Below are 26,578 nucleotides of genomic sequence, written 5' to 3'. Positions count from 1 at the left end.
CCCGGCGCCTCACACCACAGCTAATAAAGGATTCACCTCATGGCCTATACCGCCGCTGACGTGAAAGCCCTGCGCGAACGGACCGGCGCGGGCATGATGGATTGCAAGAAGGCGCTCACCGAAACCGATGGCGACATGGAAGCCGCGGTCGACATGCTGCGCGCCAAGGGCCTTGCCGCCGCGCAGAAGAAGTCGAGCCGTACCGCGGCCGAGGGCCTTGTCGGCGTCGCCGTCGAAGGCACCAAGGGCGTGGCCGTCGAGGTCAACTCGGAAACCGACTTCGTCGCCAAGAACGACCAGTTCCAGGACTTCGTCAACAAGACCACGCAGGTCGCGCTGCAGTCCGACAGCGACGACATCGAAGCGCTGCGCAAGGCCGATTACCCCGGTGGCGGCACGGTCGGCGATGCGCTGACCAACAACGTCGCGACGATCGGCGAGAACCAGCAGATCCGCCGCATGCGCACGATCTCGGTCGAGAACGGCGTCGTCGTGCCCTACATGCACAATGCGATCGCGCCGAACCTCGGCAAGATCGGCGTGCTCGTGGCGCTGGAAAGCGAAGCCGGCGCCGACGTGCTCGAACCGCTCGGCAAGTCGCTCGCCATGCACATTGCCGCGGCGTTCCCCCAGGCGCTCAACGCCGAAGGGCTCGACCAGGACGTGATCGAGCGTGAACGCGCCATCGCGCAGGAAAAGGCTGCCGAAAGCGGCAAGCCCGAAGCGGTGCAGGAAAAGATGGTCGACGGCGCGATCGCTAAATTCGCCAAGGAAAACGCGCTGCTCAGCCAGATCTACGTGATGGACAACAAGACGCCCGTCGCCGAAGTCGTGAAGCAGGCCGGCAAGGACGCCGGAAAGGACATCGTCCTCAAGGACTATGTCCGCTTCCAGCTGGGCGAAGGCATCGAGAAGAAGGAAGAGGATTTTGCCGCCGAAGTCGCCGCCGCGATGAAGGGCTGATCCTTTCCGAAACCGAATCGAGCGGCCGCCGGGTTTCGATCCGGCGGCCGTTTTCGTTCGCGCCGTAGCGGGCGGCGTAAACCTACCGGCCCTCGCTGCTCTCTTCTTCCGCCCCCAGCGCCACGGCGCTGGTGCGCGGGATGCTCTGGAAGGCGGACTGGTCCTCGCTCGGAACCGGATCGGCCGCATATACGCGCCACAGGCCGAAGCCGGTCGCCAGCAGCGCGGTCGCGCCGATCGCACCGAACAGGCCCGCCGGTCCGGCCACTGCCATCGCCAGCGAGCCGACCAGAGGTCCCGCCACCGCGCCGAGTGAATAGAGCAGGACGAGGCCGCCGCTCGCCCCGACGCGCTCATGCGCCTCGATATGGTCGTTGGTATGCGCGACGCACAGCGGATAGAGCGCGAAAGCGACACCGCCGAACAGGCTGCCGAGCACGAACAGCAGGCCGCGATGGTCGCCGACCAGCGCGATCGCGCTGGCGACCAGCGCCGCGGCTAGAAAGATCGCCACGATCACCTTGCGCCTGTCGAACCGGTCGGACAGCAAGCCGAGCGGCCACTGGAACAGCACCCCGCCGCCGATCGCACAGGAGGTGAAGAAGGCGACGTCGGCAAGGCTCAGCCCCATCCGCCGCACGAACACCGCGGCAAGGGCATAAAAAGCGCCGAGCATCAGTCCGGTCGCCGCAGTCCCGATCATCCCCAGCGGCGAAATGGCATAGAGGCGCTTGACCGAGAGCGGCTGCAATTCGCCGATGTCGGGCTGGGGGACCCGCGTCAGCACCACCGGTAGCAGCGCCAACGACAGCAGGATGGCCGAAAACATGAAGGGCAGGGCGGGGGCGTCCTCGCCGATATTGAGCAGGAACTGCCCCATCGCCTGGCCGAGATAGAGCGCCACCATGTAGGCTGCGAGCGCCGAGCTGCGGGTGCGTGTGTCGGTGCGCTCGCTCAGCCAGCTTTCGAGGCAGACGAACACCCCCGCGATCGCGAAGCCGTCGATAAAGCGCAACACCGCCCAGAAAGCGACGTCCTGCCACAGCGCATAGGACAGGCTGCTCGCCGAGAAGACCGAAACGAACGCCGCGATCGAGCGGATATGACCGATCTGTGCGATCAATCCGCCGACCCGAAGCGATCCGACCGTCAGACCCGCGAAATAGGCCGTGCCGACGAGGCCGATCAGCGGCGCCGCCGTGCCGTCGTTCTCGAGCCTCACTGCGAGCAGCGTCGACAGGAAACCGCTGCCCGCCATGATCATGAAGATCGCAAGGAGGAAGGTACGGACCTGGTTGAACGCGGCAATCATGGCCGCGCGCTATAGGCTCGAGCGCTGCCATTCGCCAGCGCAGTGCGCCTCCTCGGCCTCTCGCGCTCACAGCGCCCCCTTTCCCTTTGCGTGTCCGTCAATCATGGCTAAGGAGCCGCAAGCCCGCCAGAAAACGGAAAAACCATCCATGCCGCTCACCTCCGCCAAACGCATCCTCCTGAAGCTCTCGGGCGAGGTGCTGATGGGCGAGCAGGAGTTCGGGATCGATCCCGGCTTCGTGCAGGAGCTCGCGCGCGAGGTGAAGACCGCCAAGGAAACCGGGCTCGAAATCTGCCTCGTGATCGGCGGCGGCAATATCTTCCGCGGGATGGCGGGCGCGGCGCAGGGCATGGACCGGGCGCAGGCCGATTACATGGGCATGCTGGCGACGGTGATGAACGCGCTCGCGATGCAGAATGCGCTCGAGCAGCTGGGCGTCGAAACCCGGGTACAGAGCGCGGTGCAGATGGACCAGGTGTGCGAACCGGTGATCCGCCGTCGCGCCGAACGGCATCTCGAAAAGGGCCGCGTGGTGATCTTCGCCGCCGGCGTCGGCGCGCCCTATTTCACCACCGACAGCGGGGCTGCCTTGCGCGCGGCCGAAATGCGCTGCGACGCGCTGCTCAAGGGCACCAGCGTCGACGGCGTATACGATAGCGATCCCAAGAAGAACGCGGACGCAAAACGTTTCGAAACCGTGAGTTACGACCGTGTGCTCTCGGACAATCTCAAGGTGATGGATGCCTCGGCCGTGGCGCTCTGCCGCGACAACGACATCCCGATCGTCGTCTTCTCGATCCGCGAGAAGGGCAATCTGGCGCGGGTCCTGTCGGGCGAAGGCGTGCAGACCATAGTCAAGACAAAGGAAGGCTGAGCGATGGCCAAATACGACAAATCCGATCTCGAACGCCGGATGAAAGGCGCGGTCGAGGCGCTCAAGAGCGACCTTTCGGGCCTGCGCACGGGCCGCGCCAATATCTCGCTGCTCGATCCGGTGCAGGTCGAGGTCTACGGTTCGCTGATGCCGCTCCAGCAGGTTGCCACGGTCAATGCGCCCGAACCGCGCATGCTCGCGGTGCAGGTGTGGGACAAGGCCAATGTCTCGGCGGTCGAAAAGGGCATCACCAAGGCCGGGCTCGGTCTCAACCCGCAGACCGACGGCCAGACCGTGCGTCTGCCGATCCCCGACCTGACCGAGGAGCGCCGCAAGGAGCTCGCCAAGCTCGCCGGGCAATATGCCGAGAAGGCGCGGATCGCGATCCGCAACGTCCGCCGCGACGGGATGGAAAACATCAAGGACGACGAGAAGAAGAAGGAAATCGGCGAGGACGACAAGAAGCGTCTCGAGACCGAGGTCCAGGAAATGACCGACAAATATGTCGCCGAGGCCGACAAGGCCGCCGAGGAGAAGGAAAAGGAAATCCTCACTCAGTGAGCTTTTCCGGGTTCGTCCCGAGCTTGGCTCGGGGCGTTCGCGCAAACGTGCTACGCAGTCGCAGAGGGCGTACGGCGCCACCGGCTCGGCACGAACGGATGTGGAGTATCGTTCCCTGACCGCAAACCGCGCCAGACACGTCGCGATCATCATGGACGGCAATGGTCGCTGGGCCAAGCGCAAGCACCTGCCGCGCGCGATGGGGCACAAGCGCGGGGTCGAGGCGGTGCGCGCGATCGTGCGCGCGGTGAAGGACATCGATCTCGAGTGCCTGACCCTCTACGCCTTCAGCTCGGAGAACTGGAAGCGCCCCGAGGACGAGGTCGACGACCTGATGAACCTCATGCGGAAGTTCATCAAATCGGACTTGCCCGAGTTCATCGAGAACGACGTGAAGCTCCATATTATCGGCGACTGGCAAGGACTTGCGCCCGATATCGTCGAATTGCTCGAGGATGCGCTCGAGCGCACGAAGCACGGCACCCGCACGCTTGCCGTGGCACTCAATTACGGCTCGCAGCAGGAAATCGCGCGCGCCGCGGCCACGGCTGCGGACGCGGGGGAGATTACCGCCGAGAGTATCGCGAAAAACCTCGACACCGCGGCGCTGCCCGATCTCGACTTGCTGATCCGCACCAGCGGCGAAGTCCGCCTGTCGAATTTCCTGCTGTGGCAGGCGGCCTATGCCGAGATGATGTTCGTCGACACGCTGTGGCCCGATTTCACCCCCGATCACCTTCGCGCCGCGCTCGACGACTTCGCCAACCGGGAGCGCCGTTTCGGTGGCCGGTGAGAGCGAACCCGTCCCCGGCGCGGTGAAGACCAGCGACCTGCCGGTGCGCGCCGCATCGGCAGTGGTGATGATCGTGCTGGCGGCGGGCGCGCTGTGGGCCGGAGGGAGCGTGTGGCACGTGTTCGTCGCGCTCGTCGCGGGAGCGTGTTTCTTCGAATTCAGCCGCCTCGTCCGGCGCGGATGGGGGCGGGGCCCTGCCGCCACGCTAGCGGTGTTCGCGGGGGCGGCCTATATCGCGCTCGCCGGCTACGCGCTCGCGATACTGCCCGTCGCGGTGGTGATCGGCGTGATCGCGGTGGTGATCGCGACCGATACCGGGGCCTATTTCAGCGGGCGGACGATCGGCGGCCCCAAGATCGCGCCCCGGATCAGCCCGTCCAAGACCTGGGCGGGCCTTGTCGGCGGAGCTATCGCGGCGGGGCTCGTTGCGGCCTGCGCATTCGTCTACAATACCGGCGAATTCGAGCTGCGGTCGATGTTGTTCATCGCCTTCGCGATCGGCGCCGCGCTCGCAGTGCTCGCGCAGGCGGGCGACTTCTTCGAAAGTTGGCTCAAGCGGCGCGCAGGAGTGAAGGATTCCTCGCGCCTCATCCCGGGCCATGGCGGTGTGTTCGACCGTATCGACGGCATGCTGCCGGTTGCCATCGCCTCGTATTTTCTGTGGGCCGCCCACCCATGACCCGTTCGATTTCCATTCTCGGCGCGACCGGCTCGGTCGGATCCTCGACGCTCGACCTCGTGCGGCGCAACCGCGCCGGCTGGCGGGTCGTCGCGCTGACTGCCAATTGCAGCGCGGCCGAACTGGCCAAGCTGGCGCGGGAGTTCGGCGCCGAGATCGCCGTGGTCGGAGACGAGAGCTGCCTTTCGGACCTGCGCGACGCGCTCGGCGATAGCGGCATCCAGGCGGCCGGCGGCACCTCCGCGCTGGTCGAGGCCGCGGCGCGCCCAGCGGACGTCACGGTCGCGGCGATCGTCGGCTGCGCGGGCCTCAGGCCGACCATGGCGGCGATCGAACGGGGCGGGGCGGTCGCGCTGGCGAACAAGGAAGCGCTGGTCTCGGCGGGCGGCGTCATGACCGCCGCCGTCCGGAGCCACGGCGCGACGCTGCTGCCGGTCGATTCGGAACATAATGCGATCTTCCAGTGCCTCCAGGGCAACCGCATCGAGGACGTCCGTCGCATTACCCTGACCGCCAGCGGCGGCCCGTTGCGCGGCTGGAGCCAGGCCGAGCTCGAGGCCGCGACTCCGGCGCAGGCGGTCGCGCATCCCAATTGGGATATGGGCGCCAAGATCAGCGTCGATTCGGCGACGATGATGAACAAGGGCCTCGAACTGATCGAGGCGCACCACCTGTTCCCGGTTGGTCTCGACCGGCTCGATATCGTGGTCCATCCGCAAAGCGTGATCCATTCGATGGTCGAATATCGCGACGGCTCGACGCTGGCTCAGCTCGGCCCTTCGGACATGCGCGTCCCGATCGCCAGCGCGCTCGCATGGCCCGACCGGATGGACACGCCGATGGAGCCGCTCGATCTGCCCGCGCTCGGCACGCTCACCTTCGAGGCTCCCGACGAGGAGCGCTTCCCCGCCACCCGGGTCGCGCGCGAGGCGGCGCAGGCAGGTGGGGGCGCACCCTGCGTGCTCAATGCCGCCAACGAGGTCGCGGTGGCGCGGTTCCTCGACGGGAGCTGCAAGTTCACCGATATCGTTTGTGTTAATGAGGTCGTGCTAGAACGGCACCAGGACGATCCGGCACCGAACTCGCTCGACGACGTTACGATGCTGGACGAAAGCGCGCGTGCCACCGCCCGTGCCGTACTGGAAAGCCTTTGATCCGTGTTCGATAGCCCCAACCTCCTGATCTACATCCTCGCCTTCGCGCTGGTGCTCGGCCCGCTCGTGCTGGTGCACGAACTGGGTCATTACCTCGTCGGTCGCTGGTTCGGGGTGAAGGCCGAGGCCTTCTCGATCGGTTTCGGCAGGGAATTGACCGGCTGGACCGACCGCCGCGGCACGCGCTGGAAGCTCTCCGCGCTCCCGCTGGGCGGCTACGTCCAGTTCGCAGGCGACATGAACCCGGCGAGCATTCCGGACAAGGATGCGCTCGATGCTGTCGCTCCCGAAGCGCGCAGCGAGCAGTTTCATTTGAAGCCGCTGTGGCAGCGCAGCCTGATCGTGCTCGCGGGCCCGGTCACAAACCTGCTGGTCGCAGTGCTGATCTTCGCGGCGTTCTTCATGATTTACGGCAAGCCGGTGCCCGGCGACGTCGAGAACGAGAGCGTCGTCACCGGCTATGCCGAGCAATCGCCCGCGCGCGATGCCGGGATCCGGATCGGGGACCGGGTGGTCGCGGTCGACGATGTCGAGACCGAGACCTATCGCGAGGTGCAGCGCGAAATCTTCTATCGCCCCGGGACCGAGATCACGGTCCATGTCATGCGCGATGGCGAGCGGGTCGGCATCCCCGTCACCACGCGGCGCGAAAGCATCACCGACGAGTTCGGCAACAAGAGCGATATCGGCCTGATCGGGATCATGGCCGAGCCGAGCCCGCCCGAATTCGTTCCCGTCGGTCCGATCGAGGCGATCGGCATGGCAGGGCGCCAGAGCGTGCTGATCGTCGACATGATGATCACCGGGATCGGCCAGATCGTGAGCGGGACGCGCTCGGTCAAGGAACTCGGCGGGCCGATCAAGATCGCCAAGTATTCGGGCGAGCAAATGACCCTCGGAGCGCTCGCCTTCGTCAATTTCATCGCCCTGATCTCGCTTAACTTGGCATTCATCAACCTCCTGCCAATCCCGACCCTCGATGGCGGGCACCTGGCTTTCTACGCGGCCGAAGCGGTCCGTCGGAAACCCATCGGTCCCCGCGGTCAGGAGTGGGCGTTCCGCACCGGTCTAGCCTTCGTGCTCGCGCTGATGCTGTTCGTCACGGTGAACGATATCGCCTCGCTGCCGATCTTCGGCGGTTGATCGGGGCGGAAATTCGGGGAGGGCCTGCGCCGCAGATGCGACGCGAACTTGATACTCTCACACGCTTCGGGCAAGGGGCGACGGGTGCGTTGGGCCCGTCGGCAACAACGCGCGACTTTACTGGCCGGCCCGGGGCGTCGGCGCAAAATCTGCAATCGGGACCCTTATGACCGCTCAAGTTTCCGGACGGGATCGTTTCACGTTGAAGACGCGCTCCGTCGCCTCGCTTCTCGCCGCAACCGCACTGGCCGGCATGCCTGGCATCGCGCTGGCGCAGGACACCGGCGCCCAGACCGCGCCGACCCCCGCACCGACGCCGACTGCCGCGCCGCAGCCCGCTCAGGCGCAGCCCGACATCATCCGCTCGATCGCGGTGATCGGTGCGCAGCGGCTCGAGCCCGACACGATCATATCCTACATCCGCCTGCGCAACGGCCAGCCCTATACGCCCGAAGCGGCGGACCAGGCGCTCAAGGACCTCGCGGCGACCGGGCTGTTCGCGGATTTCACGATCCGCAATAACCAGGGCAACATCGTCATCACCGTGGTCGAGAACCCGGTGATCAACCGCATCATCTTCGAGGGCAACGACCGGCTCAAGCCCGACAAGATCCTGCCCGAAATCCGGCTGTCGCCGCGCCAGATCTTCACCCGCGCCAAGGTGCGTGCGGACGTCAACCGCATCATCGAGCTGTACAAGCGCCAGGGCCGCTTCGCCGCCACGGTCGAGCCCAAGATGGTGATGCTCGACCAGAACCGCGTCGACGTGATTTTCGAGATCGACGAAGGTCCCAAGTCCAAGGTCCGCAAGATCAACATCATCGGCAACGAGGTGTTCTCCGACGGTGACCTCCGCGGCGAGATGGTGACCAAGGAAGCGAGCTTCCTGCGCATCTTCTCGAGCGGGACGAGCTACGATCCCGATCGCCTCGCCTTCGACCAGCAGAACCTGCGCAAGTTCTACCTCACCAACGGGTATGTCGACTTCCGCGTCGTCTCGGCGGTGGCCGAGCTCACGCCCGACCGGCGCGACTTCATCATCACCTACGTCGTGGAAGAGGGCGAGCGCTACAAGTTCGGCGACGTCAAGGTCGACAGCCAGATCCGCGATTTCGACTCGAGCGTCCTGACGAGCCAGCTGCCGATGAGCACCGGCGACTGGTACGACGCGCAGGCGGTCGAGGACACGGTCGAACAGCTGACCGAAACCGCCGGTGCCTTCGGCTATGCCTTCGCCGACGTCCGTCCGCAGTTCGAGCGGAACAAGGAAGCCGGCACGATGGACGTGACCTTCCTGATCAACGAGGCGCCGCGGGTCTATGTCGAACGCATCGACATCAACGGCAACACGCTGACGCAGGACAAGGTCATCCGCCGCGAATTCCGTGTGGTCGAGGGCGATGCGTTCAATTCCTTCGCGATCGCGCGCACCAATGCGCGGATCAATTCGCTGGGCTATTTCCAGGAAGGCTTCGAAGTCGAACAGAAGCCGGGCAGCGCGCCCGACCGGATCGTGCTCGAAGCCAATATCGAGGAAAAGCCGACCGGCGAACTCCAGCTTTCGGCAGGCTTCTCGTCGATCGAGCAGTTCATCTTCCAGGGCTCGATCCGTCAGAAGAACTTCCGTGGGCGCGGCCAGACGGTCGGCGTCAGCGCGAGCTATTCTGGCTATTCGCGCAGTGCGCAGCTGAGCTTCTCCGAACCCTACGTGTTCGATCGCAACATCTCGGCCGGGATCGATATCTACTATCGCGATCTCGACAACGGTTTCCGCAACCTGCGAAACACCACTTACGAGCAGCAGACCGCGGGCTTGCAGGCGCGGCTCGGCATCCCGATCACCGAATATATCTCGGCGCTCGGTCGCTACACGCTCAATTTCGAGGACGTGACGGTCGACGAGAGCCAGTTCTTCTCCGACCTCGATGGCGACGGCGTGCCGTCGTGCGAACCGCTGCTGGCCGGTCGCTACCTGTGCGATTCGCTCGGCAATCGGGTCAGCTCGATCCTCGGTGCGTCGGTGGTCTATGACCGTCTCGACAACCGCGTCCGTCCGTCGAAGGGCCAGCTGGTCACCTTCAATGCCGATTTCGCTGGCCTCGGCGGCGATGTGAACTACCTGCGCCTGCGCCTCAACGCGTCGCAATACTTCCCGCTCGGCAACGGCTTCATCTTCTCCCTCAGGGGCGAAGGCGGTGCGATCCGCTCGTTCGACGATCGCGGGATCCCCGGCACCGACGACGTTCGCCTGACCGACCGCTTCTTCCTCGGCGAAGGACAGATCCGCGGTTTCGACATCCGCGGCATCGGTCCGCGCGTGATCCGCCGTCCGATCATCGCCGACGAGAACGGTGTCGGCGTGCCCTTGCAGGACCGCGAGCGCGTGGTCGACGATGCCCTCGGCGGCAAGGCCTACTACCTCGGCCGGGCCGAACTCGAGATCCCGCTGGGATCGGGTGCGCGCGAACTGGGGCTCCGGCCGTCGATCTTCGCCGATGTCGGCGCGGTCTTCGGGCTGCGCGATCCGATCCTCCAGCAAAGTCCGTTCCCGGACGGCATCTTCCTGCCGCGCCGGGACACCGATGGTAATCCCCTGTTCAGCCAGGTGTTCGATACTAACGGCGACGGAACGCCCGAAACCTCCATCACGACCAATCCGCTGGCGCCGGACGGCTCCGCCAATACGGCGATCGGCAGTACGATCCCGCCCTTTGTCGAGGAATATGTCGGCGACACCGCTGCACCGCGCGTGGCGATCGGCGTCGGCGTGAACTGGAACTCGCCTTTCGGTCCCTTCCGGATCGACTTCGCCCACGTCCTGGTCAAGCAGGAAGGCGACGACACGAAGGCCTTCACATTCAATGTAGGAACGCAATTCTAATGAAATTCAAAGCACTTACCGCCGCACTCGCGCTGACCGCCGGGGCCGCCGCCGCGACTCCCGCCGCCGCGCAGGTGCAGGGCTCCATCGCCATCGTGAACGCCCCCGCCGCGGTCGCGCAGACGCAGGCCTTCCAGTCCGCCTATCAGCAGATTGCCGCGACCTACCAGACGCAGCGCACCACGATCCAGGAGCGCCAGCAGCAGCAGAACACGTTGCTCCAGCAGCTCGACACCAACAGCGACGGCAATCTCGACGAGAACGAGCAGCGCGCCGCGCAGGGCACGCCGCAGGCGCAGCAGTACGCTCAGCTCGACCAGGAGATCGCCGGCCTGCAGAACCAGATCGACCGCGCGCGCGTCTATGCCGTGGAGCAGATCCTGCGCCAGTACAGCACGACCGTGCAGCAGATCGTGACGCAGGACGGCGTGGCCGTGCTCCTGTCGCCCGACAGCGTCCTTTACGCCCAGCAGGGTGCGGACATCACGCCCAAGGTCGTGACCGCGATCAACACCGCTCTGCCCAGCGTGCAGACCGCTATTCCTGCCGACTGGCAGCCGAGCCGTCAGGCGGTTGCGGTGTTCCAGCAGGTCCAGCAGCTGCTGATGGCCGCCGCCCAGCAGGCTGCACAGCAGCAGCAGCAGCCGCAGACCACCGGCGACTCGCGCATGTAATCGGTTCCCGCCCCCCGCGCGGGGGCGGGCCGATCGTTGAATCCATCCGACAAGGGGCAACCATGGCGGACGATACGTCTTTCGACATTACCAAGGTGCTGAAGGCGCTTCCGCACCGCTATCCGCTGCTTCTGGTCGACCGGGTGCGCGAGCTCGAGAAGGGTGAGCGCATTCACGCCGTGAAGGGCGTGACTTTCAACGAGGAATTCTTCCAGGGGCACTTCCCGGGCCGTCCGATCATGCCCGGCGTGCTGCAGGTCGAAGCGCTGGCGCAGGCCGCCGCGATCCTCGGAATCGAGACGCTCGAACTCGCGGGTACGGGCAAGCTGGTCTATTTCATGGGGATCGAGAACGCCAAGTTCCGTGCCCCCGTGGAGCCGGGTTGCCTGCTCGACCTCAAGGTCGAATTCGTCCAGAAGCGCAGCCGCGTATACAAGTTCAAGGGCGAGGCCAGCGTCGAGGGCAAGACAACCTGCAATGTCGAGTTCACCGCGATGATCGCGGATCCTCCCGCATAGTGCTTGCGTTTTCGCGCGCCCGCGATTAACGGCGCGCTTCACCGAAATTCCATCATCCGAGGGCCGGTCGGAACCGGTCCGTTAGCGGAGATATGACATGAAGACCGATACGCATCCCGAATACCACACGATCAAGGTCAAGATGACCGACGGCACCGAGTTCGAAACGCGCTCCACCTGGGGCAGCGAAGGCGACACCCTGACGCTCGACATCGACCCGACGAGCCACCCGGCCTGGACCGGCGGCGGCCAGCGTCTGCTCGACAAGGGCGGTCGCGTGGACAAGTTCAACAAGCGTTTCGGTGGGCTCTCGCTCAAGAAGAAGTAAGCGCTTCAACAGCTTGCCGATCGCAAGATCGGCCGGGGAGGGCGGTCCGACGGGGCCGCCCTTTCTATTTTTTGGCCGCTCTCTTTTCGGTCAACTAGCGTGGCGGACGCAGCGCGTGGCGATCGGCCTCGCGCGGAGCCGCTCGATCGCGATCTCCTCGCCGCACACCGCGCACCGGCCGTAAGTGCCCTTCTCGATCCGGTAGAGCGCCATCCGGACCTGCGCGATCTCCTGTTTGAGGACATCGTCGACTCCCGCCAGTGCCTCGTCGTCGGCTAGATCGATCGCCTGGTCGTCGAGGTCCGATTCGAGCGGATGACGCAGATCGTCCTCGATCACGTCGGCGCGTTCGATCAGCTCGTCGAGCCGGGTGCGCAATTGTTGTTCGAGTTCGCTGTAGTCGCTCATTGCCATGGCCTTTCCCGATACCATTTGGTGATCACGTATTTCACGCCGCTGCGCACCTTCATGCCGTGATGGAGCGTGTTGACGTTGCCGCTGCCGTCGGGCTTGCGGTTGTTCCAGCATAGCAGCTTGCCCTTCTTGGGCTGCACCGTCTTCCTGATTGCCTTGAACCGCGTGCCGCCACCGGCCTCGACATCGTTGAGGTAGATCATGAAGGTCCAGGTGCGCTGGCCCGCGACGCTGCAATATCTCTCCCAGTCTTCCCCGTCGGGATTGAACCAGTCGGTGTGCTGCTTGAATTCCTGCCCCACCGCGTAACGCTGGCCCTGCGGGGTCTCGCCATGCGCGGGGTCGATGCCGTGAAAAGCGTCGAGCCGGCGCTCGAGCTTGGCGACATGCGGATTGGTCACGTCGAGATCGCAGGTCTCGCTGGTACGGAAATGCACGTCGCCATTGTAATCCGCCACGGTAGAGGGACGGCGATCGGCCTCGATCAGCGCAATCAGTGCATCGCACAGCTCGTCGGGCAGGAAATCGTCGACCATGAACAGGTCGAGCTTGGGCGTGGGAGCATGCCTGACGCCGGGATGGGCGCGCAGGATTTCCGGAGTCGTCTCGCCGGCCGAATGCATGCCCGGTGGATACCGACTCGCAGGCCGCTCGCCAACCGGTCGATTCCGGGCACGACACAATATTGCGATAATCGGGTTGCGAGGCACTTTTTACTTCCCAAATCGGGCCCGCTGTGCAACAGGCGCGCGCCTCGCAATTCCTTGCTTGAAACGGGGAACGCGACGTGCCTAAGCGGGCCTTTCGGCACGCTTTTGCGGCGGTATGGCGATCGTAGCTCAGTTGGTTAGAGCGCCGGTTTGTGGTACCGGAGGTCGGGGGTTCGAGACCCCTCGATCGCCCCATCCGCCCCCTTCAATCGCAGCGTGCCCCGATAGGGAGAGGCGTGATGAGCGCACTTTGGGACCTGCCCGATTACGACGATCACGAGGTCGTCCATTTCGTTCGCGATCACGCCAGCGGGCTTAGCGCGATCATCGCGCTGCATTCGACCCATCTCGGCCCCGCCGCGGGCGGCACGCGCTTCTGGCACTATGCCGACAAGACCAACGCGGTGAAGGACGTCCTGCGCCTGTCGCGCGGGATGAGCTACAAGAATGCCATGGCCGGCCTGCCGATGGGCGGCGGCAAGGCGGTGATCCTCGCCGACGAAGACCGCACCAAGACGCCCGCAATGCTCGCCGCCTTCGGCGATGCGGTCGAACGCCTCGGCGGTCGTTACGTCACCGCCGAGGATGTCGGGATTTCGGTCGCCGACATGCAGGCCGTGGCCGAACGCACCTCCTTCGTTTCGGGCCTCCCGGCCGAAGGCGACAATGCGGGCGGCGATCCCGGCCCGTTCACCGCCTTCGGGATATTCCTCGGCATCCAGGCCGCGGCGAAGTTCAAGCTCGGCCGCGACAGCATGGACGGCGTCCATGTCGCGATCCAGGGCACCGGGAGCGTCGGCGGACGGCTGGCGCGCCTTCTTGCCAAGGACGGAGCGAAACTGACGCTCGCCGATATCGATGCCGACGGCGCGAACGACCTCGCCAGCGAGCTCGGTGCCGAAATCGTCTCGACCGACGAAATCATGCAGGTCGAATGCGACGTGTTCAGCCCCAACGCGCTGGGCGGCGTGCTCGACGATGCCAGCATCGCCGCGCTGCGCTCCCCGATCGTGGCGGGCGGCGCGAACAACCAGCTCGCGCGCCCAGAACACGGGAAGCTGCTCGCCCAGCGCGAGATCCTTTATGCCCCCGATTACGTCATCAATGCCGGCGGGATCATTTCGGTCGCGAGCGAATATTTCGCCAAGACCGAAAACCGCGAAGTCGATGTCGCCGAAGTGCGCGAGCGGATCGCCGAGATCCCGGGGCGGCTGGTGTCGATCTGGGAAGAGGCCGCCAGCTCGGGCCGGACTTCGGCCGAGATCGCCGACGCCCGCGCGCAAGAACTGATCGGGCGCGGATAGACATTGGGCGAGGGCGCGAAAGCCGCTAAGGCCGCACCATGCACGGATATGCCAATCCTGCCCGTTTCCTGAAGATTGCGCGCTGGCTCACGCCGGTGTTGCTGGTCGTCGGCCTCGTGCTGGCGGGCGGAGCGCTGGCCTGGGGCCTGACGCAAGTCCCGCCCGAACGACTGCAGGGCGAAACCGTGCGCATCCTGTTCGTGCACGTGCCGACAGCGTGGCTCGGCATGGCCGGCTGGACCACGATCGCGGGGGCGAGCTTCGCCTATCTCGTGTGGCGTCACCCGCTCGCAGACATCGCCGCGCGGGCCGCTGCCTGGCCCGGCGCCTGCTTCACCGCGATCTGCCTCGCCACCGGCTCGATCTGGGCGCGACCGACCTGGGGCGTGTGGTGGGTATGGGACGGGCGGCTGACCAGCTTCCTGATCCTGCTGTTCCTCTATTTTGGCTATATCGCGCTGTCGAACGGCGCCGCGCAATCGGAGGCTTCGCGTCGGATCCCGGCGATCTTCGGACTGGTCGGCGCGATCAACATCCCGATCATCAACCGCTCGGTCGAATGGTGGGAAACCCAGCACCAGCGCGCGAGCATCACCGCGGGCACCTCGTCGATCGACGCGGCGTTCCTGTGGCCGCTCGGCATCGCAGTGCTCGGATTCACCTGCATCTTCGGCGGGGTGCTGCTGGCGCGGATGCGCGCGATCCTCGCCCACAGCCAGGCAGAGGCGCGGCTGCGCCGCAAGGCGATGCAGCCATGATCCGCGAATCGATCGACCAGTGGCCCTATGTGCTCGCCGCCTACGCCGTTGCGGCGCTGGCGACGCTGGCGCTGGTCGGCTGGAGCTGGGTCGCGATGCGTCGCGCCGAGAAGCGGCGTGAGGAGGCCAGGCGCAAGTGAGCTGGAAACCGAAGCACCAGCGGATGGCGTTGCTCGGCGTCGCGCTCGTCGCGCTCGTCGGCGCGGTGCTGCTCGCCATGTGGGGGCTGCGCAGCCAGGCGAGCTATTTCTACGTGCCCGCGCAGGTCGAGAGCGATCCGCCCGCGGTCGGCCAGAACATCCGCCTCGGCGGCATGGTGCTCGAGGGATCGCTCGGACAGGCAGACGACGGAGTCTCGATCCTGTTCACCGTGCACGACGGCGAGGCGCAGGTCCCGGTGCGCTATCGCGGCATCCTGCCCGACCTGTTCGTCGAGGGATCGGGCGTCGTGGCCGAGGGACGGTTCACACCGGAAGGGACCTTCGTCGCCGATACGCTGCTCGCCAAGCATGACGAGAACTACGTGCCACGCGAACTCGAAGAAATGACTGCCGCGCAGGCCAAGGCTGCGGTCGCGGAGACCACAAAGTGATCGCAGAACTGGGGCTGCTGGCGCTGTGGCTCGCTGCGGGCCTGTCCGGATTCCAGCTGTTCGCGGCGATCCTTGCCGGGCGCGGCGCGGCGGTGCTCGGGGAGGCGATCCGGCCGGTCGCGGTGATGCAGGGGCTGCTCGCTGCCTTTGCCTTCGCGATGTTGGTATGGCTGTTCGCACGCACCGACCTGTCGGTAGCGCTGGTCGCGCAGCATTCGCACTCGGCCAAGCCGTTCGTCTACAAGCTGTCGGGCGCATGGGCGAACCACGAAGGCTCGATGCTGCTGTGGGTGATGGTGATGGCGTTCTCGGGCGCACTGGTGGCGCTGTTCGAACGGCGGCTGTCGGTCGCAACGATGCGCGCCACGCTCGGCGCGCAGGCGATCGTGACCCTGGGTTTCTACGCGTTCCTGCTGATCAGTTCGAACCCGTTCGAGCGGCTCGCGACCCCCGCGGTCGAGGGCAACGGGCTCAACCCGCTGCTGCAGGACCCGGGTCTCGCCTTCCATCCGCCGACTCTCTACTTCGGCTATGTCGGGCTCTCGGTGGCATTCAGCTTTGCGGTCGGCGCACTGGTGACCGGCGAGGTCGGGCGCGATTTCGCGCGCACGATGCGCAGCTGGGTGCTCGCCGCCTGGGTGTTCCTGACACTCGGGATCGCCGCCGGTTCGTGGTGGGCCTATTACGAGCTCGGTTGGGGCGGATGGTGGTTCTGGGACCCGGTCGAGAACGCCTCGCTGATGCCGTGGCTGGCGGCGACGGCGCTGTTCCATTCGACCAGCGTGCTCGCCTCGCGCGATGCCTTGCGCGTGTGGACGGTGATGCTCGCCGTGGTCGCCTTCTCGATGGCGATGGTCGGGACCTTCCTCGTCCGTTCGGGTGTGCTGACGAGCGTGCACGCCTTCGCCGTCGACCCCGAGCGCGGGACCTTCATCCTCGTCCTGCTCGGAATCTTCATCGGCGGTGCGCTTGCGCTGTTCGCGCTGCGGGCGGGCAAGATCGCCGAGGGATCGCGCTTCAGTTGGAAGAGCCGCGAGGCCTCGCTAGTGGTCAACAACGTGCTGCTGACCGCGCTGCTCGGGATCGTGCTGCTCGGCACGCTTTACCCGTTGCTGACCGAGTCGATGGGGACGCGCGTGTCGGTTGGACCGCCCTATTTCAACCCGGTCGGCGCGATCTTCTTCTTCCCGCTGGTGCTGGCGATGATGGTCGGCCCGCTGCTGCGCTGGCGCGACACGAAATGGACCCCGGTGGTCCAGCGCCTCGCCCCCGCATTCGCGGCGATGGCTTTCGTGGCGCTGCTGGTGGTGATCGACGGCAGGGCGGGGCTGTTGTCGGGCACCGGCCTCGTGCTTGCCGCCGGCCTCGCGCTCGCCAGCCTGTTGCCGCTGGCTCGCCGCAAGCCATGGCGCGCCCCGCTGACGCTATGGGGCATGGTGGTCGCGCATTTCGGGCTCGCGGTAACGCTCGCCGGCGCCTCGGCGGAAAGCGCGTTCATCGAGGAACGCCTTGTGTCGCTGACCCCCGGCGAAAGCACGCGGATCAGCGGATGGGACGTGACGCTGCGCGGCACCATACCCGTAGCCGGGCCCAACTGGACCGCAATCGAGGGTGAGCTTGCCGTTTCGCGCGACGGCGCGATCGCAACGATCCTCTCCCCGCAGCGTCGCAGCTTCTGGTCGCCTCCGCAGACGACCACCGAAGCCGCGCTGTGGACGCGCTGGAACGGGCAGCTCTACGCGGTGCTCGGCGAGCCCGCCGAAAGCGGCAAGCGCAAGGTCCGCCTGTGGTGGAAACCCTTCGTTACGCTGATCTGGTATGGTGCGCTGCTGGTCGCGCTGGGCGGCTTGCTGGCCTTGTCGGGCCGCGCACGCTCGGCCTTGCGCCGGTCGATCGCCGTAGGGCGCGCCACCCAACGGCGGGAGGTCGCCTGATGCGCAAGCTCTTCATCTGGGTCCCGCTGGTGATCTTTGTGGCTTTCGCAGGCCTGGCGATCTGGGCGCTGGTCGCGCCTCCTTCGCGCGACATCCCCAGTCGGCTGGTCGGCCAGCAGCTCCCCGAATTCGCGCTCGACCCACAGATTGCCGGTCGTCCGGGCCTCTCGCGCGCCGATTTCCGAGCGGGCGAGGCGCGGATGATCAACGTGTTCGGGAGCTGGTGCATCCCCTGCCGGGTCGAGAACCCGCAGCTGGTCGAACTCGCGCGAGCCGGCGTGCCGATCGATGCGGTCGCAGTGCGCGATACGCCGGCCCAGGTGCAGGCCTTCCTCGCGCAATATGGCGACCCGTTCCAGCGCATCGGGGCCGATCCGAATGGCCGCTTCCAGGTGATGCTAGGCAGCGCGGGCGTGCCCGAAAGCTTCATCGTCGATGGTGCGGGGGTGATCCGCTACCAGCATATCGGCGAGATCCGCCCCGAACAGGTGCCGGAAATCATCGAGAAGTGGCGGGAGGCGTCGCGATGAAGTGGCTGGCACCCCTGCTGCTGGCGTTTGTCGCGCAACCGCTAGCGGCGCAGGAAGCTGCGGTGACGAGTCCCTATGCCGATCGCCAGCTGGAAGATCCGGCGCAGGAAGCTGCGGCGCGCGACCTCATGCACTCGCTGCGCTGTATCACCTGCCAGAGCCAGTCGATCGCCGACAGTGACGCGCCGATGGCGGCCGACATGCGCAGCCTCGTGCGCGAGCGCATTGCGGAAGGCCAAAGCCCGGACGAAATCCGCGACTGGCTGGTCGAACGCTATGGCGCCTACGTTACCTTCGAACCCGAACTCGACACCACGACCTGGCCGCTCTTCGCCGGGCCTCTGCTGATCCTGCTCGCGGTCGGCGGGCTTGCCTGGAGCCGGATCCGGCGCAAGGGACGCGGCTGATGGCGTGGATCCCGATCATCCTGTTCGTGGTGCTGGTGATGGCGGCGCTGGTGGTCGTGCTCAAGCTCGAGCGCGGCGCGTGGGAAGCTGTCGCCGCGGCGCTGGTGCTCGGGGCTGCCGGCTATGCCTTGCAATCGGAACCCGGTCAGGCGGGTGCGCCCAAGCAACTTACGAGCGAGGCCGGCTACGATGGAGCCGCACTGGTCGAGGCGCGCCGCCAGTTCGAGGACGAAGCGATCTCGCCGACCCGCGAGATCGTCACCGCCGATGCACTCGCCCGCAATGGACGGTTCGAGTACGCGGCCGGTCTCCTCAATGGCTACCTGCGCGAAAACCCCCAGGATTCCGAGGCCTGGACCGCGCTAGGCAACGCCCTGTTCGCGGAGGCCGAAGGCAATCTCACTGAGGCTGCGACCGAGGCCTATCGCCGCGCCGCGATCGCCGACGAGGCCAATCCGGCACCCTATTTCTTCCTCGGCGTCGGCTGGCTCACCGCGGGCGAATTCGATCGAGTGCTTGAATTGTGGGCGCTCGCGCTCGAGCGTACCGAAGAGGGCACACCCGCACGCGCTGTGATGGAGGCGCGGGTGGCGCAACTCGGCATGATGCTCGAGCGCGCTCGCCGGATGCCGGAATCGCCCCGAAGCGAGACGGAATGAACGCACGTTTGCCCTGGCTGCCGCGTGGTGATAGAGCGCGCGCCTTCGCGCCTGCGGGATCGACCGCATCCGCACTTCGAGTCGGCCAGCAACAGGCACTGCGATGAGCGCTAGCACCAGCGACAACATTCCCGAACCCGGCGATTCCGGGGCCGCCAAGGACCGGACCGCCAATGGCGGCCATCGCAAGGGTGCGACCAAGGGTGCACTCGCGCTCGGCGCGATCGGCGTCGTGTTCGGCGATATCGGCACAAGCCCGCTCTACGCCTTCCGCGAGACTTTTTCGGCGCAGCGCGACTATTCGATCCCGGTCGACGCGCTGCACATCTACGGCGTCGTCAGCCTGATTTTCTGGTCGATGCTGCTGGTCGTCGCGATCCAGTACGTCACCATCCTGATGCGCGCGGACAATAACGGGCAGGGTGGCAGCCTCGCCTTGGTTGCGCTGCTCTCGCGCCGTATGAAAGGGGGCCGATGGGCATGGCTCGTCGTGCTTCTCGGCGTCTTTGCAACTTCGCTGTTCTACGGCGACAGCATGATCACACCGGCGATTTCCGTCCTCTCCGCGGTTGAGGGGCTCACGGTGGTGAATGAATCTCTCGATCCGCTTGTCATTCCGATCGCGCTGTTTCTCCTCGTGTTCCTGTTCCTGCTGCAAAAGCGCGGGACGGCAACGGTGGGCAAGCTCTTCGCCCCGGTGATGGTGGTGTATTTCTGCGTGATCGCAACGCTCGGCACGATCCAGATCGTCGGCCACCCCGAAATCCTCGCCGCGCTCAACCCCTATTATGCGATCCAGTTCTTCATCACCGATCGCTTCGTTGCATTCCTCGCGCTGGGTGCCGTGGTCCTCGCGGTGACCGGTTCTGAAGCCCTGTATTCGGACATGGGGCATTTCGGACGCGGGCCGATGCGGCTCTCGTGGTTCGGCTTCGTCATGCCGTGCCTGCTGCTCAACTATTTCGGCCAGGCGGCGATGATCGCCTCGCTGCCGCTGGCCGAGGCGCAAGAAGCAGTCCGCAACCCGTTTTTCCTGATGGCGCCTGAACAACTGCGTCTGCCGCTGGTGATTCTTGCCACCATGGCGACTTTCATCGCCAGCCAGGCGGTGATCTCGGGCGCGTTCTCGATCACCCACCAGGCGATGCAGCTCGGCTTTATCCCGCGTATGTCGATCCGCCACACCAGCGAGACCGAGGCCGGGCAGATTTACATCCCGGTCGTCAACTGGGCGCTGATGGTGGCGGTGATCCTGCTTGTGCTGACCTTCCAGGACTCGTCCAACCTCGCGAGCGCCTACGGCATCGCGGTGACCGGTGCGGTGACGATCGATACGCTGCTGATGGCGGTGCTGCTGGTCGGCGTGTGGAAATGGAAGTGGTGGTATGCCGCGCCGGTGGTTCTGCTGTTCCTGGTGGTTGACGGGGCCTATTTCGCCGCGAACCTGACCAAGATCCCCGATGGCGGGTGGTTCCCGCTGGTCGTGGGTGGGGTGGTCTTCACCATGCTCACCACCTGGGCGAGGGGACGTAAGCTGATGCGCGCACGCATGGCCGAAAGCGGCCTGCCGCTCGAAGTCTTCGCCAAGAGCGCGCGCTCGTCGGCCAAGCGCGTGCCGGGCACAGCGATCTTCATGGCGTCTGCGAGCAAGGGCGTGCCATCGGCGCTGCTTCACAACATCAAGCACAACAAGGTGCTGCACGAGCGCGTGGTGGTGTTGACGGTGCAGGTGGAAGACGTGCCGGTGGTCGATCCTGCCGACCGCTGCGAGATGATCGACCTAGGCGACGGATTCTATCGCTTGGTCCTGCATTACGGCTTCGTCGAGGAAACCGACCTGCCCAAGGCGCTGACCGCGCAGGATCTGTGCGGCGGGCCGTTCGACCTGATGAAGACCAGCTTCTTCCTTTCGCGCCAGACGCTGCTGGCCTCGGACAATCCGGGCATGGCGCTGTGGCGTGAAAAGCTGTTCGCGTGGATGTTGCGCAATGCTGCGACGCCGATGGACTTCTTCCGCCTGCCGACCAATCGCGTGGTCGAACTGGGCAGCCAGCTGAAGATCTAGTCCTGGGGAATTATTCCCCCGTATGCGGCTTGTCCTTCAACGCGTCTTCTTCGACCGCGAGACCGTGCTTTAGCAGCATCGGGACCTGCGCAAAGGTAAAGAGGAAGGTCGCGGGCAGGAACAGCCACAGCTTCGCTGCGAGCCAGGTTTCGAAATCGAACTGCAGCCGCAGCACCTCGTTGGTGACGGCTAGCAAGAGGAAGAACACGCCCCAGCGCAGGGACAGCTTGCGCCAGCCTTCCGCGTCGAGCCCTTCGAACGCCGCTTCGAGCAGGTATTTAAGCAGCGCGTGGCCGCGCCACACGCCTACCAGCAGCGCGATGCCGAATCCGGCATAGATCAGCGTGGGCTTGAGCTGGACGAAGACAGGATCGCGCAGGATAACGGTCAGCCCGCCGAAAAACACGATCAGCGCGGTCGACAGCTTGAGCATCGGCGACACCTTGCCGAGCCTGAACTTGGAATAGAGCAGCGCGGCGACCGCTGCGATCATGAAGGCGCCGGTGCCCCACACTACCGCGATCACGTTCTGGATCGGGTTATCGCCCTCGGGGGCAAAATATTTGTAGACGCCGAAGAAGACGATGATCGGGCCGTAATCGACCAGCAGGTTGGCGAGGCCAGACTTGGGCTTGGGGGCAGGGGTATCGGTCATCAAGCCACTCCCGCAATGACGCGCGCGACGAGGTCGGGGTCGAAGGGGCGCAGGTCATCCATCTTCTCGCCGACGCCGATCGCGTGGACAGGGAGGCCGTATTGCTCGGCCGCGGCGACCAGCACGCCGCCACGCGCGGTGCCGTCGAGTTTGGTCATCACGATCCCGGTCACGCCCGCCATCTCCTTGAAAACTTCGATCTGCGAGAGTGCGTTCTGGCCATTTGTCGCGTCGAGCACCAGCACGACGTCGTGCGGCGCCTCGGGATTGAGCTTGCCGAGCACCTTCCGGATCTTCGCTAGCTCGTCCATCAGCTCGCGCTTGTTCTGGAGGCGGCCGGCGGTGTCGACGATCAGTGCGTCGGTGCCGATATCGGTTGCCTGCTTAACCGCGTCGAACACGATCGAGGCGGGATCGCCGCCTTCAGCGCCCGCGACCACCGGTACGCCGAGCCGCTCGCCCCAGACTTTCAGCTGGCCGATCGCGGCTGCGCGGAAGGTGTCGCCCGCCGCCAGCATGACTTCGTAATCGTCCTCCTGGAACAGGTGGCCGAGCTTGGCGATGGTGGTGGTCTTGCCGCTGCCGTTGACCCCGATCACGAGGATCACCTGCGGGCGGGGAAAAGCCGTGACTTCGAGCGGCTTGGCCACCGGTCGCAGGATTTCGGCGATCTCGACCGCGACCTGTTCGCGGATCGCGCGTTCGTCGGCACCGCCTTCGAAGCGATGCTCCTCCAGCTTGTCGCGGATCCGCGCGGCGGCGCGCGGGCCGAGGTCGGAAACGATCAGCGCGTCCTCGATCTCGTCGAGCTGCGCAGGGGTGAGCTTCGTCGTCCCGCCGAGCCCGGCGAGATTGCCCGAGAGGCGCTCCGACGTTTTCTTGAAGCCGCCCGTCAGGCGTTCGGACCAACTCAGGCTCAAACCAGCATTCCTTCTTCAACTTTGCTCGGTGCGATGCGCACGATTTCGCCGGGCTCCGATGCACTATGGGGTCCGTCTCCGACCCTGAAAGGCGCAAAATCGGGGGCATGGCCGACTCCGCCCTTTTCGACCAGCACGTCCTGCGCGATCCCGACGCGGCTTTCGAGCCATTCCCGACGAACCCGCGCGACCTCTCCGCGAAGCGCCTTGGCGCGCGCCTTGATCGTCAGGCCGTCGACCTGCGGCATCCGCGCAGCCGGCGTGCCGTGGCGTGGCGAGAACGGGAAGATATGGCCGTGAACGATGTCGAGCTCGCCGATGATCGAAAGGTTGGCTTTGTGTGCTTCTTCGCTCTCGGTCGGGAAGCCGGCCATCAGGTCGGCACCGATCGCGATCTCGGGCCGGCGCGCCTTGAGCCACGCGACCAGCGAGACCGCGTCGGCGCGGCTATGGCGCCGCTTCATCCGCTTGAGAATCAAATCGTGACCATGCTGCAGCGAGAGGTGCACATGCGGCATCATGCGCGGCTCGTGCGCAAGCAGGTCGAGCAGGGTATCGTCCAGCTCGATCCCGTCGACCGAGGACATCCGCAAGCGGCGGACCTCCGGGAGGCGGGCGAGGATCGCCTCTACCAGTGTACCGAGCGGCGGTTCACCGGGCAGGTCGTGCCCCCAGCTGGTGACATCGACCCCGGTGAGCACGATTTCGGCCGCGCCGCGGTCTAGATGGCGCTCGATATCGGCGACAACCTCCGGGATCGGGCGAGAGCGGCTGCGCCCGCGGCCCTGCGGGATGATGCAGAAGGTGCAGCTGTGATCGCAGCCGTTCTGGATCTCGATGAAGGCGCGGGTGTGCTCCGGGGCGAGGACGCCTTCGGGCGCGACGTTCCAGCGCCGCGGATCGCGCTTTTCGGCATTGGGCACGAGGCCGTCGACCTCGGGCATCGCGGCGAGCTGGTCGCGTTCGGTCTCGGCCGCGCAGCCGGTCACCAGCAGGCGCGCTCCCGGGTGTTCGCGCCGCGCGCGGCGGATCGCTTGGCGGGTGTGCCTCACCGCCTCGCTCGTCACCGCGCAGCTGTTGATCACCACGAGGTCGTCCTCGCGCGACAGAATGCTGCGGATTTCCTCGCTTTCGGCAAGGTTCAGGCGGCAGCCCAGCGTGACGACGTGCGCGCCCATCAGGCGGCACCGTAATCGGCGGGATCGAAACTGCCGCGGAAGCTTTCGCTCGCGGGCCCGCGCATGGTGATCTGCCCGTCTTCATCGTAGGAGATGACGAGCTCGCCGCCCGGCAAGGCGACGGTGACAATACGATCGGTGAGACCGCGTTCGACCGCGGCGACCACCGCGGCGCAGGCGCCGGTGCCGCAGGCGCGGGTCAGCCCGGCGCCGCGCTCCCACACGCGCAGCGAGATGCGGTCGCGCGAAGCCACGCTCGCGACGCCGACATTGACGCCTTCGGGAAAGACGGGATCGCGTTCGATCGTCGGGCCGAGCGAGCCGAGCTCGACGTCCTCGATCGCGGGTACGAAGAAGACCGCGTGCGGATTGCCTACATTGACCGCGAAGGGGCGTTCGAGCCCGTCCCAGGAGAGCGGCATTTCGCTCGTGTCCATCGCGTAGTCGAGCGGGATATCCTCCCAGCCGAAGCGCGGTCGGCCCATCGCCACCGCCGCGCCGCCATTTCCGGGGGTGACCTCTAGCAGCCCGCCGCCGGTTTCGATCCGGGCGGCGCTGCCGTGGAATAGCGCGATCGCGCGCGAGGCGTTGCCGCAGGCCTCGACCTCGCCGCCATCGGCGTTGAAGATCCGCATGCGGAAATCGGCGACTTCGGACGGTTCGAGCAGGATCACTTGGTCGCAGCCGATGCCGGTGTTGCGATCGGCGAGGGCGGCCGCCAATGCGCGGTCCATGTGCACGTTTTCGCGCGCACGCTGGTCGATCACGACGAAGTCGTTACCGAGCCCGTGCATCTTGGTGAAATCGACACGCATGATGCGCGGTCTAGTAGGCGGCTGGACCCGGCAGGTCCAGCATCCGGACGACGGGAGCGTTCAGCCCTTGACGACCGAGCCGGCATCCTTGCGAAACGCGACCGCACCGTCGACGACATTGGTCTTGAAGGTGGGGTTTTCCTTCCGCAGCCGGTCGAGCTTGCGCAACCGGGTGCGAATGAGGTCGGCTGGCTCGGGGCGACCGTAGAGGTAGCCCTGGCCCTTGAAATTGCCGAGGCCGCGCAGCTTGGCGAGCACTTGCTCGTTTTCGATCCCTTCGGCGGTGATCGGCAAGCCGAACCCGTCGCCCAGCGACGTGATCGCCTCGACGATCTTCATGCCTTCCTGGTCCTCGGGCAGGTTCGAAACGAAGCTGCGATCGATCTTGATTCGGTCGAAGGGGAGCGAGCGCAGCTGCGCCAGCGAACTGTAGCCGGTCCCGAAATCGTCAAGGCTCACGGTGACGCCCTGGTTCTTGAGGCTCGAAACCAGCGAGCGGACCAGGCCGATATTCTCGTGCAGGCAGGTCTCGGTGATTTCCACGTCGAGGCGGTTGGCGGGGAAATTCGCTTCGACCATCAGCTTGAGCAGGCGCTGTGCGAACCAAGGATCGCGCAGCTGGACCGGCGATATGTTCACCGACAGCGTCAAATCCTCGTCCCATTCCTTCGCGTGGTCGAGTGCCTTGCGGATAAGCTGTTCGGACAATTCGCCGATCACGCCGAGTTCCTCGGCAATCGGAATGAAGACGTCCGGGTTGACGATCCCGAGTTGGGGCGAGTTCCACCGTGCCAGCATCTCGAAACCGACGAGTTCGCCCGTCGCGACGTCGATCTGCTGTTCGTAATAGGGTTCGAACTCGTCCTCGTGCAGCCCGCGGCGGATCCCGGCCTCGAGCTGGCTGCGGAACCGCAGCTCGTGCTCCATCTGGTGTTCGAACCAGTAGTAGCGGTTCCGGCCGTGCTTCTTCGCGTGGTACATCGCGATGTCGGCGAAATGCATGAGGCTCGCCGCATCGGTCGAGCCGTCGCTGCCGGGACGGCCGGAATCACTCCGCGCGAGCCCGATCGAGGCGGTGATATCGAGCGCGATGTCCTCGTGCGCGATCGGCTTGCAGATCCGTTCGATGATCCGCTTGGCAAGGTCGTCGACCACCTGCGGATGATCGCTCTCGAACCTTACCACGCAGCCGAACTCGTCCCCGCCAAGTCGGGCCAGCAGGCTTTCTTCGGGCAGGATCGAGCTGATTCGCTCGGTAATCTCGCTCAGCACCGTGTCTCCGGCGCGGTGTCCGTTGACATCGTTGATCGTCTTGAAGTTGTCGAGATCGATCATCAGGAACGCGATCGCATCGTCACCATCCTCGCAGGTGGCGATCAGGCGGTCGGTCTGCTTGTTGAGGCTGCGGCGGTTGAGGCAGCCGGTCAGCGGATCGGTTTCGGCCAGTATGCGCGCCTGTTCTTCGGCGGCACGGCGTTCCTGGACTTCGACCCGCAGCTCGCGATAGCGGCGCCAGCCGAAAATGATCAGCGCGATGTTGAGCAGCAGGGCGTTGGTCAGCACCGTATCGGGGCCCGCGATCCCTTCGAGCTGGGCGCGCACGATCTGGGGCAGGACGGCGCTGCCGGTGCCAAGGAACATGATGATGGCGGCCGCGGCGATGCCGAGCGCGATGAGATCGCGATCGGCCTGGGATTTGCTGTCGACGGGCTTTGCTTTTCTAGCAGACAACGCCTTACCCCCTTGAAACACGACCG

At 65.7% G+C, this 26,578-nt stretch carries 28 protein-coding genes and 1 tRNA gene; 21 read left to right on the top strand and 8 right to left on the bottom strand.

Annotated features, from left to right (window positions below):
• Positions 1–39: 39 nt before the first annotated feature.
• Positions 40–963, top strand: coding sequence for a translation elongation factor Ts (gene tsf / locus IEW49_RS07350; protein WP_188642061.1), 924 nt, complete (start codon positions 40–42; stop codon positions 961–963).
• 82 nt (positions 964–1,045) lie between these two features.
• Here the strand turns inward: tsf and IEW49_RS07345 are convergent, their stop codons facing one another.
• Positions 1,046–2,275, bottom strand: a complete 1,230-nt coding sequence (locus IEW49_RS07345) for an MFS transporter (protein ID WP_188642060.1) — start codon at positions 2,273–2,275, stop codon at positions 1,046–1,048.
• A gap of 148 nt (positions 2,276–2,423) precedes the next feature.
• Here IEW49_RS07345 and pyrH point away from each other — a divergent pair, with 148 nt between their 5' ends.
• From pyrH to rpmE, 10 genes are all read left to right on the top strand, one after another.
• Positions 2,424–3,149, top strand: a complete 726-nt coding sequence (gene pyrH, locus IEW49_RS07340) for a UMP kinase (protein ID WP_188642059.1) — start codon at positions 2,424–2,426, stop codon at positions 3,147–3,149.
• A gap of 3 nt (positions 3,150–3,152) precedes the next feature.
• On the top strand, positions 3,153–3,710 hold the full coding sequence (gene frr, locus IEW49_RS07335) for a ribosome recycling factor (protein ID WP_188642058.1): 558 nt from the start codon (positions 3,153–3,155) through the stop codon (positions 3,708–3,710).
• A gap of 151 nt (positions 3,711–3,861) precedes the next feature.
• Complete coding sequence (gene uppS, locus IEW49_RS07330; protein WP_229658215.1) at positions 3,862–4,503, top strand: polyprenyl diphosphate synthase; 642 nt, start codon at positions 3,862–3,864, stop codon at positions 4,501–4,503.
• Entirely contained in the window at positions 4,493–5,182 is a 690-nt protein-coding gene (locus IEW49_RS07325) for a phosphatidate cytidylyltransferase (protein ID WP_229658125.1), read from the top strand. Before uppS ends, IEW49_RS07325 begins: the two co-directional genes overlap by 11 nt.
• Positions 5,179–6,336, top strand: coding sequence for a 1-deoxy-D-xylulose-5-phosphate reductoisomerase (gene dxr, locus IEW49_RS07320; protein WP_188642056.1), 1,158 nt, complete (start codon positions 5,179–5,181; stop codon positions 6,334–6,336). Before IEW49_RS07325 ends, dxr begins: the two co-directional genes overlap by 4 nt.
• A 3-nt stretch (positions 6,337–6,339) precedes the next feature.
• Complete coding sequence (gene rseP / locus IEW49_RS07315) at positions 6,340–7,479, top strand: RIP metalloprotease RseP (protein WP_229658124.1); 1,140 nt, start codon at positions 6,340–6,342, stop codon at positions 7,477–7,479.
• A gap of 166 nt (positions 7,480–7,645) precedes the next feature.
• On the top strand, positions 7,646–10,360 hold the full coding sequence (bamA, locus tag IEW49_RS07310) for an outer membrane protein assembly factor BamA (protein ID WP_188642055.1): 2,715 nt from the start codon (positions 7,646–7,648) through the stop codon (positions 10,358–10,360).
• Complete coding sequence (locus IEW49_RS07305) at positions 10,360–11,034, top strand: OmpH family outer membrane protein (protein ID WP_188642054.1); 675 nt, start codon at positions 10,360–10,362, stop codon at positions 11,032–11,034. Before bamA ends, IEW49_RS07305 begins: the two co-directional genes overlap by 1 nt.
• A 62-nt stretch (positions 11,035–11,096) precedes the next feature.
• Positions 11,097–11,552 carry a 3-hydroxyacyl-ACP dehydratase FabZ gene (gene fabZ, locus IEW49_RS07300; RefSeq protein ID WP_188642053.1) on the top strand — a complete coding sequence of 152 codons (456 nt, stop codon included), beginning with the start codon at positions 11,097–11,099 and terminating at the stop codon, positions 11,550–11,552.
• 97 nt (positions 11,553–11,649) lie between these two features.
• On the top strand, positions 11,650–11,880 hold the full coding sequence (rpmE, locus tag IEW49_RS07295; RefSeq protein ID WP_188642052.1) for a 50S ribosomal protein L31: 231 nt from the start codon (positions 11,650–11,652) through the stop codon (positions 11,878–11,880).
• A gap of 90 nt (positions 11,881–11,970) precedes the next feature.
• Here the strand turns inward: rpmE and IEW49_RS07290 are convergent, their stop codons facing one another.
• Complete coding sequence (locus IEW49_RS07290) at positions 11,971–12,288, bottom strand: TraR/DksA family transcriptional regulator (protein WP_188642051.1); 318 nt, start codon at positions 12,286–12,288, stop codon at positions 11,971–11,973.
• Complete coding sequence (locus IEW49_RS07285; protein ID WP_188642050.1) at positions 12,285–12,917, bottom strand: prolyl hydroxylase family protein; 633 nt, start codon at positions 12,915–12,917, stop codon at positions 12,285–12,287. The genes IEW49_RS07290 and IEW49_RS07285 overlap by 4 nt, the downstream gene beginning before the upstream one ends.
• Positions 12,918–13,122: 205 nt before the next feature.
• Between IEW49_RS07285 and IEW49_RS07280 the strand changes: the two genes are divergently transcribed.
• The 10 genes from IEW49_RS07280 to IEW49_RS07235 all read left to right on the top strand — a co-directional run bounded on the left by IEW49_RS07280 (position 13,123) and on the right by IEW49_RS07235 (position 21,253).
• Positions 13,123–13,199, top strand: a tRNA-His gene (locus IEW49_RS07280).
• 44 nt (positions 13,200–13,243) lie between these two features.
• Positions 13,244–14,308 (top strand): Leu/Phe/Val dehydrogenase, encoded by a 1,065-nt coding sequence (locus IEW49_RS07275; protein ID WP_188642049.1) that lies wholly within the window; start codon positions 13,244–13,246, stop codon positions 14,306–14,308.
• 38 nt (positions 14,309–14,346) lie between these two features.
• The gene (gene ccmC / locus IEW49_RS07270; protein ID WP_188642048.1) at positions 14,347–15,066 is read left to right on the top strand and encodes a heme ABC transporter permease CcmC; all 720 of its coding nucleotides are present in this window, start codon (positions 14,347–14,349) and stop codon (positions 15,064–15,066) included.
• On the top strand, positions 15,063–15,206 hold the full coding sequence (ccmD, locus tag IEW49_RS07265) for a heme exporter protein CcmD (protein WP_308419697.1): 144 nt from the start codon (positions 15,063–15,065) through the stop codon (positions 15,204–15,206). Before ccmC ends, ccmD begins: the two co-directional genes overlap by 4 nt.
• Positions 15,203–15,658 carry a cytochrome c maturation protein CcmE gene (gene ccmE, locus IEW49_RS07260; protein ID WP_188642047.1) on the top strand — a complete coding sequence of 152 codons (456 nt, stop codon included), beginning with the start codon at positions 15,203–15,205 and terminating at the stop codon, positions 15,656–15,658. The genes ccmD and ccmE overlap by 4 nt, the downstream gene beginning before the upstream one ends.
• Positions 15,655–17,592 (top strand): heme lyase CcmF/NrfE family subunit, encoded by a 1,938-nt coding sequence (locus IEW49_RS07255; RefSeq protein WP_188642046.1) that lies wholly within the window; start codon positions 15,655–15,657, stop codon positions 17,590–17,592. The genes ccmE and IEW49_RS07255 overlap by 4 nt, the downstream gene beginning before the upstream one ends.
• Entirely contained in the window at positions 17,592–18,122 is a 531-nt protein-coding gene (locus IEW49_RS07250) for a DsbE family thiol:disulfide interchange protein (protein ID WP_188642045.1), read from the top strand. Before IEW49_RS07255 ends, IEW49_RS07250 begins: the two co-directional genes overlap by 1 nt.
• Entirely contained in the window at positions 18,119–18,529 is a 411-nt protein-coding gene (locus tag IEW49_RS07245; protein WP_188642044.1) for a cytochrome c-type biogenesis protein, read from the top strand. The genes IEW49_RS07250 and IEW49_RS07245 overlap by 4 nt, the downstream gene beginning before the upstream one ends.
• The gene (locus IEW49_RS07240; RefSeq protein WP_188642043.1) at positions 18,529–19,188 is read left to right on the top strand and encodes a tetratricopeptide repeat protein; all 660 of its coding nucleotides are present in this window, start codon (positions 18,529–18,531) and stop codon (positions 19,186–19,188) included. The genes IEW49_RS07245 and IEW49_RS07240 overlap by 1 nt, the downstream gene beginning before the upstream one ends.
• A 103-nt stretch (positions 19,189–19,291) precedes the next feature.
• Positions 19,292–21,253, top strand: coding sequence for a potassium transporter Kup (locus IEW49_RS07235; protein ID WP_188642042.1), 1,962 nt, complete (start codon positions 19,292–19,294; stop codon positions 21,251–21,253).
• 10 nt (positions 21,254–21,263) lie between these two features.
• On the opposite strand, the gene IEW49_RS07230 is transcribed toward IEW49_RS07235, so the two are convergent.
• The 5 genes from IEW49_RS07230 to IEW49_RS07210 are packed head-to-tail and all read right to left on the bottom strand — an operon-like array spanning position 21,264 to position 26,552.
• Entirely contained in the window at positions 21,264–21,908 is a 645-nt protein-coding gene (locus IEW49_RS07230; RefSeq protein WP_188642041.1) for an inner membrane-spanning protein YciB, read from the bottom strand.
• The gene (ftsY, locus tag IEW49_RS07225; protein ID WP_188642040.1) at positions 21,908–22,828 is read right to left on the bottom strand and encodes a signal recognition particle-docking protein FtsY; all 921 of its coding nucleotides are present in this window, start codon (positions 22,826–22,828) and stop codon (positions 21,908–21,910) included. The genes IEW49_RS07230 and ftsY overlap by 1 nt, the downstream gene beginning before the upstream one ends.
• Positions 22,825–24,006 carry a MiaB/RimO family radical SAM methylthiotransferase gene (locus IEW49_RS07220; RefSeq protein WP_188642039.1) on the bottom strand — a complete coding sequence of 394 codons (1,182 nt, stop codon included), beginning with the start codon at positions 24,004–24,006 and terminating at the stop codon, positions 22,825–22,827. The genes ftsY and IEW49_RS07220 overlap by 4 nt, the downstream gene beginning before the upstream one ends.
• Complete coding sequence (gene dapF / locus IEW49_RS07215) at positions 24,006–24,821, bottom strand: diaminopimelate epimerase (protein WP_188642038.1); 816 nt, start codon at positions 24,819–24,821, stop codon at positions 24,006–24,008. The genes IEW49_RS07220 and dapF overlap by 1 nt, the downstream gene beginning before the upstream one ends.
• Before the next feature lie 60 nt (positions 24,822–24,881).
• Complete coding sequence (locus IEW49_RS07210) at positions 24,882–26,552, bottom strand: putative bifunctional diguanylate cyclase/phosphodiesterase (RefSeq protein ID WP_229658123.1); 1,671 nt, start codon at positions 26,550–26,552, stop codon at positions 24,882–24,884.
• Positions 26,553–26,578: the final 26 nt, after the last annotated feature.

Origin of the sequence: Pseudoblastomonas marina (assembly GCF_014641655.1) — a bacterium.
Lineage (GTDB): Bacteria > Pseudomonadota > Alphaproteobacteria > Sphingomonadales > Sphingomonadaceae > Alteriqipengyuania_A > Alteriqipengyuania_A marina.
This window is presented reverse-complemented; position numbering and strand designations above follow the sequence as displayed.

Excerpts from the sequence above, each read along its gene's own strand:
- tsf (WP_188642061.1), top strand. The coding sequence starts at position 40 with ATGGCCTATACCGCCGCTGACGTGAAAGCCCTGCGCGAACGGACCGGC.
- IEW49_RS07345 (WP_188642060.1), bottom strand. The coding sequence starts at position 2,275 with ATGATTGCCGCGTTCAACCAGGTCCGTACCTTCCTCCTTGCGATCTTC.
- pyrH (WP_188642059.1), top strand. The coding sequence starts at position 2,424 with ATGCCGCTCACCTCCGCCAAACGCATCCTCCTGAAGCTCTCGGGCGAG.
- frr (WP_188642058.1), top strand. The coding sequence starts at position 3,153 with ATGGCCAAATACGACAAATCCGATCTCGAACGCCGGATGAAAGGCGCG.
- uppS (WP_229658215.1), top strand. The coding sequence starts at position 3,862 with ATGGACGGCAATGGTCGCTGGGCCAAGCGCAAGCACCTGCCGCGCGCG.
- dxr (WP_188642056.1), top strand. The coding sequence starts at position 5,179 with ATGACCCGTTCGATTTCCATTCTCGGCGCGACCGGCTCGGTCGGATCC.
- bamA (WP_188642055.1), top strand. The coding sequence starts at position 7,646 with ATGACCGCTCAAGTTTCCGGACGGGATCGTTTCACGTTGAAGACGCGC.
- IEW49_RS07305 (WP_188642054.1), top strand. The coding sequence starts at position 10,360 with ATGAAATTCAAAGCACTTACCGCCGCACTCGCGCTGACCGCCGGGGCC.
- fabZ (WP_188642053.1), top strand. The coding sequence starts at position 11,097 with ATGGCGGACGATACGTCTTTCGACATTACCAAGGTGCTGAAGGCGCTT.
- rpmE (WP_188642052.1), top strand. The coding sequence starts at position 11,650 with ATGAAGACCGATACGCATCCCGAATACCACACGATCAAGGTCAAGATG.
- IEW49_RS07290 (WP_188642051.1), bottom strand. The coding sequence starts at position 12,288 with ATGAGCGACTACAGCGAACTCGAACAACAATTGCGCACCCGGCTCGAC.
- IEW49_RS07285 (WP_188642050.1), bottom strand. The coding sequence starts at position 12,917 with ATGCATTCGGCCGGCGAGACGACTCCGGAAATCCTGCGCGCCCATCCC.
- IEW49_RS07275 (WP_188642049.1), top strand. The coding sequence starts at position 13,244 with ATGAGCGCACTTTGGGACCTGCCCGATTACGACGATCACGAGGTCGTC.
- ccmC (WP_188642048.1), top strand. The coding sequence starts at position 14,347 with ATGCACGGATATGCCAATCCTGCCCGTTTCCTGAAGATTGCGCGCTGG.
- ccmD (WP_308419697.1), top strand. The coding sequence starts at position 15,063 with ATGATCCGCGAATCGATCGACCAGTGGCCCTATGTGCTCGCCGCCTAC.
- IEW49_RS07250 (WP_188642045.1), top strand. The coding sequence starts at position 17,592 with ATGCGCAAGCTCTTCATCTGGGTCCCGCTGGTGATCTTTGTGGCTTTC.
- IEW49_RS07245 (WP_188642044.1), top strand. The coding sequence starts at position 18,119 with ATGAAGTGGCTGGCACCCCTGCTGCTGGCGTTTGTCGCGCAACCGCTA.
- IEW49_RS07240 (WP_188642043.1), top strand. The coding sequence starts at position 18,529 with ATGGCGTGGATCCCGATCATCCTGTTCGTGGTGCTGGTGATGGCGGCG.
- IEW49_RS07235 (WP_188642042.1), top strand. The coding sequence starts at position 19,292 with ATGAGCGCTAGCACCAGCGACAACATTCCCGAACCCGGCGATTCCGGG.
- IEW49_RS07230 (WP_188642041.1), bottom strand. The coding sequence starts at position 21,908 with ATGACCGATACCCCTGCCCCCAAGCCCAAGTCTGGCCTCGCCAACCTG.
- IEW49_RS07220 (WP_188642039.1), bottom strand. The coding sequence starts at position 24,006 with ATGGGCGCGCACGTCGTCACGCTGGGCTGCCGCCTGAACCTTGCCGAA.
- dapF (WP_188642038.1), bottom strand. The coding sequence starts at position 24,821 with ATGCGTGTCGATTTCACCAAGATGCACGGGCTCGGTAACGACTTCGTC.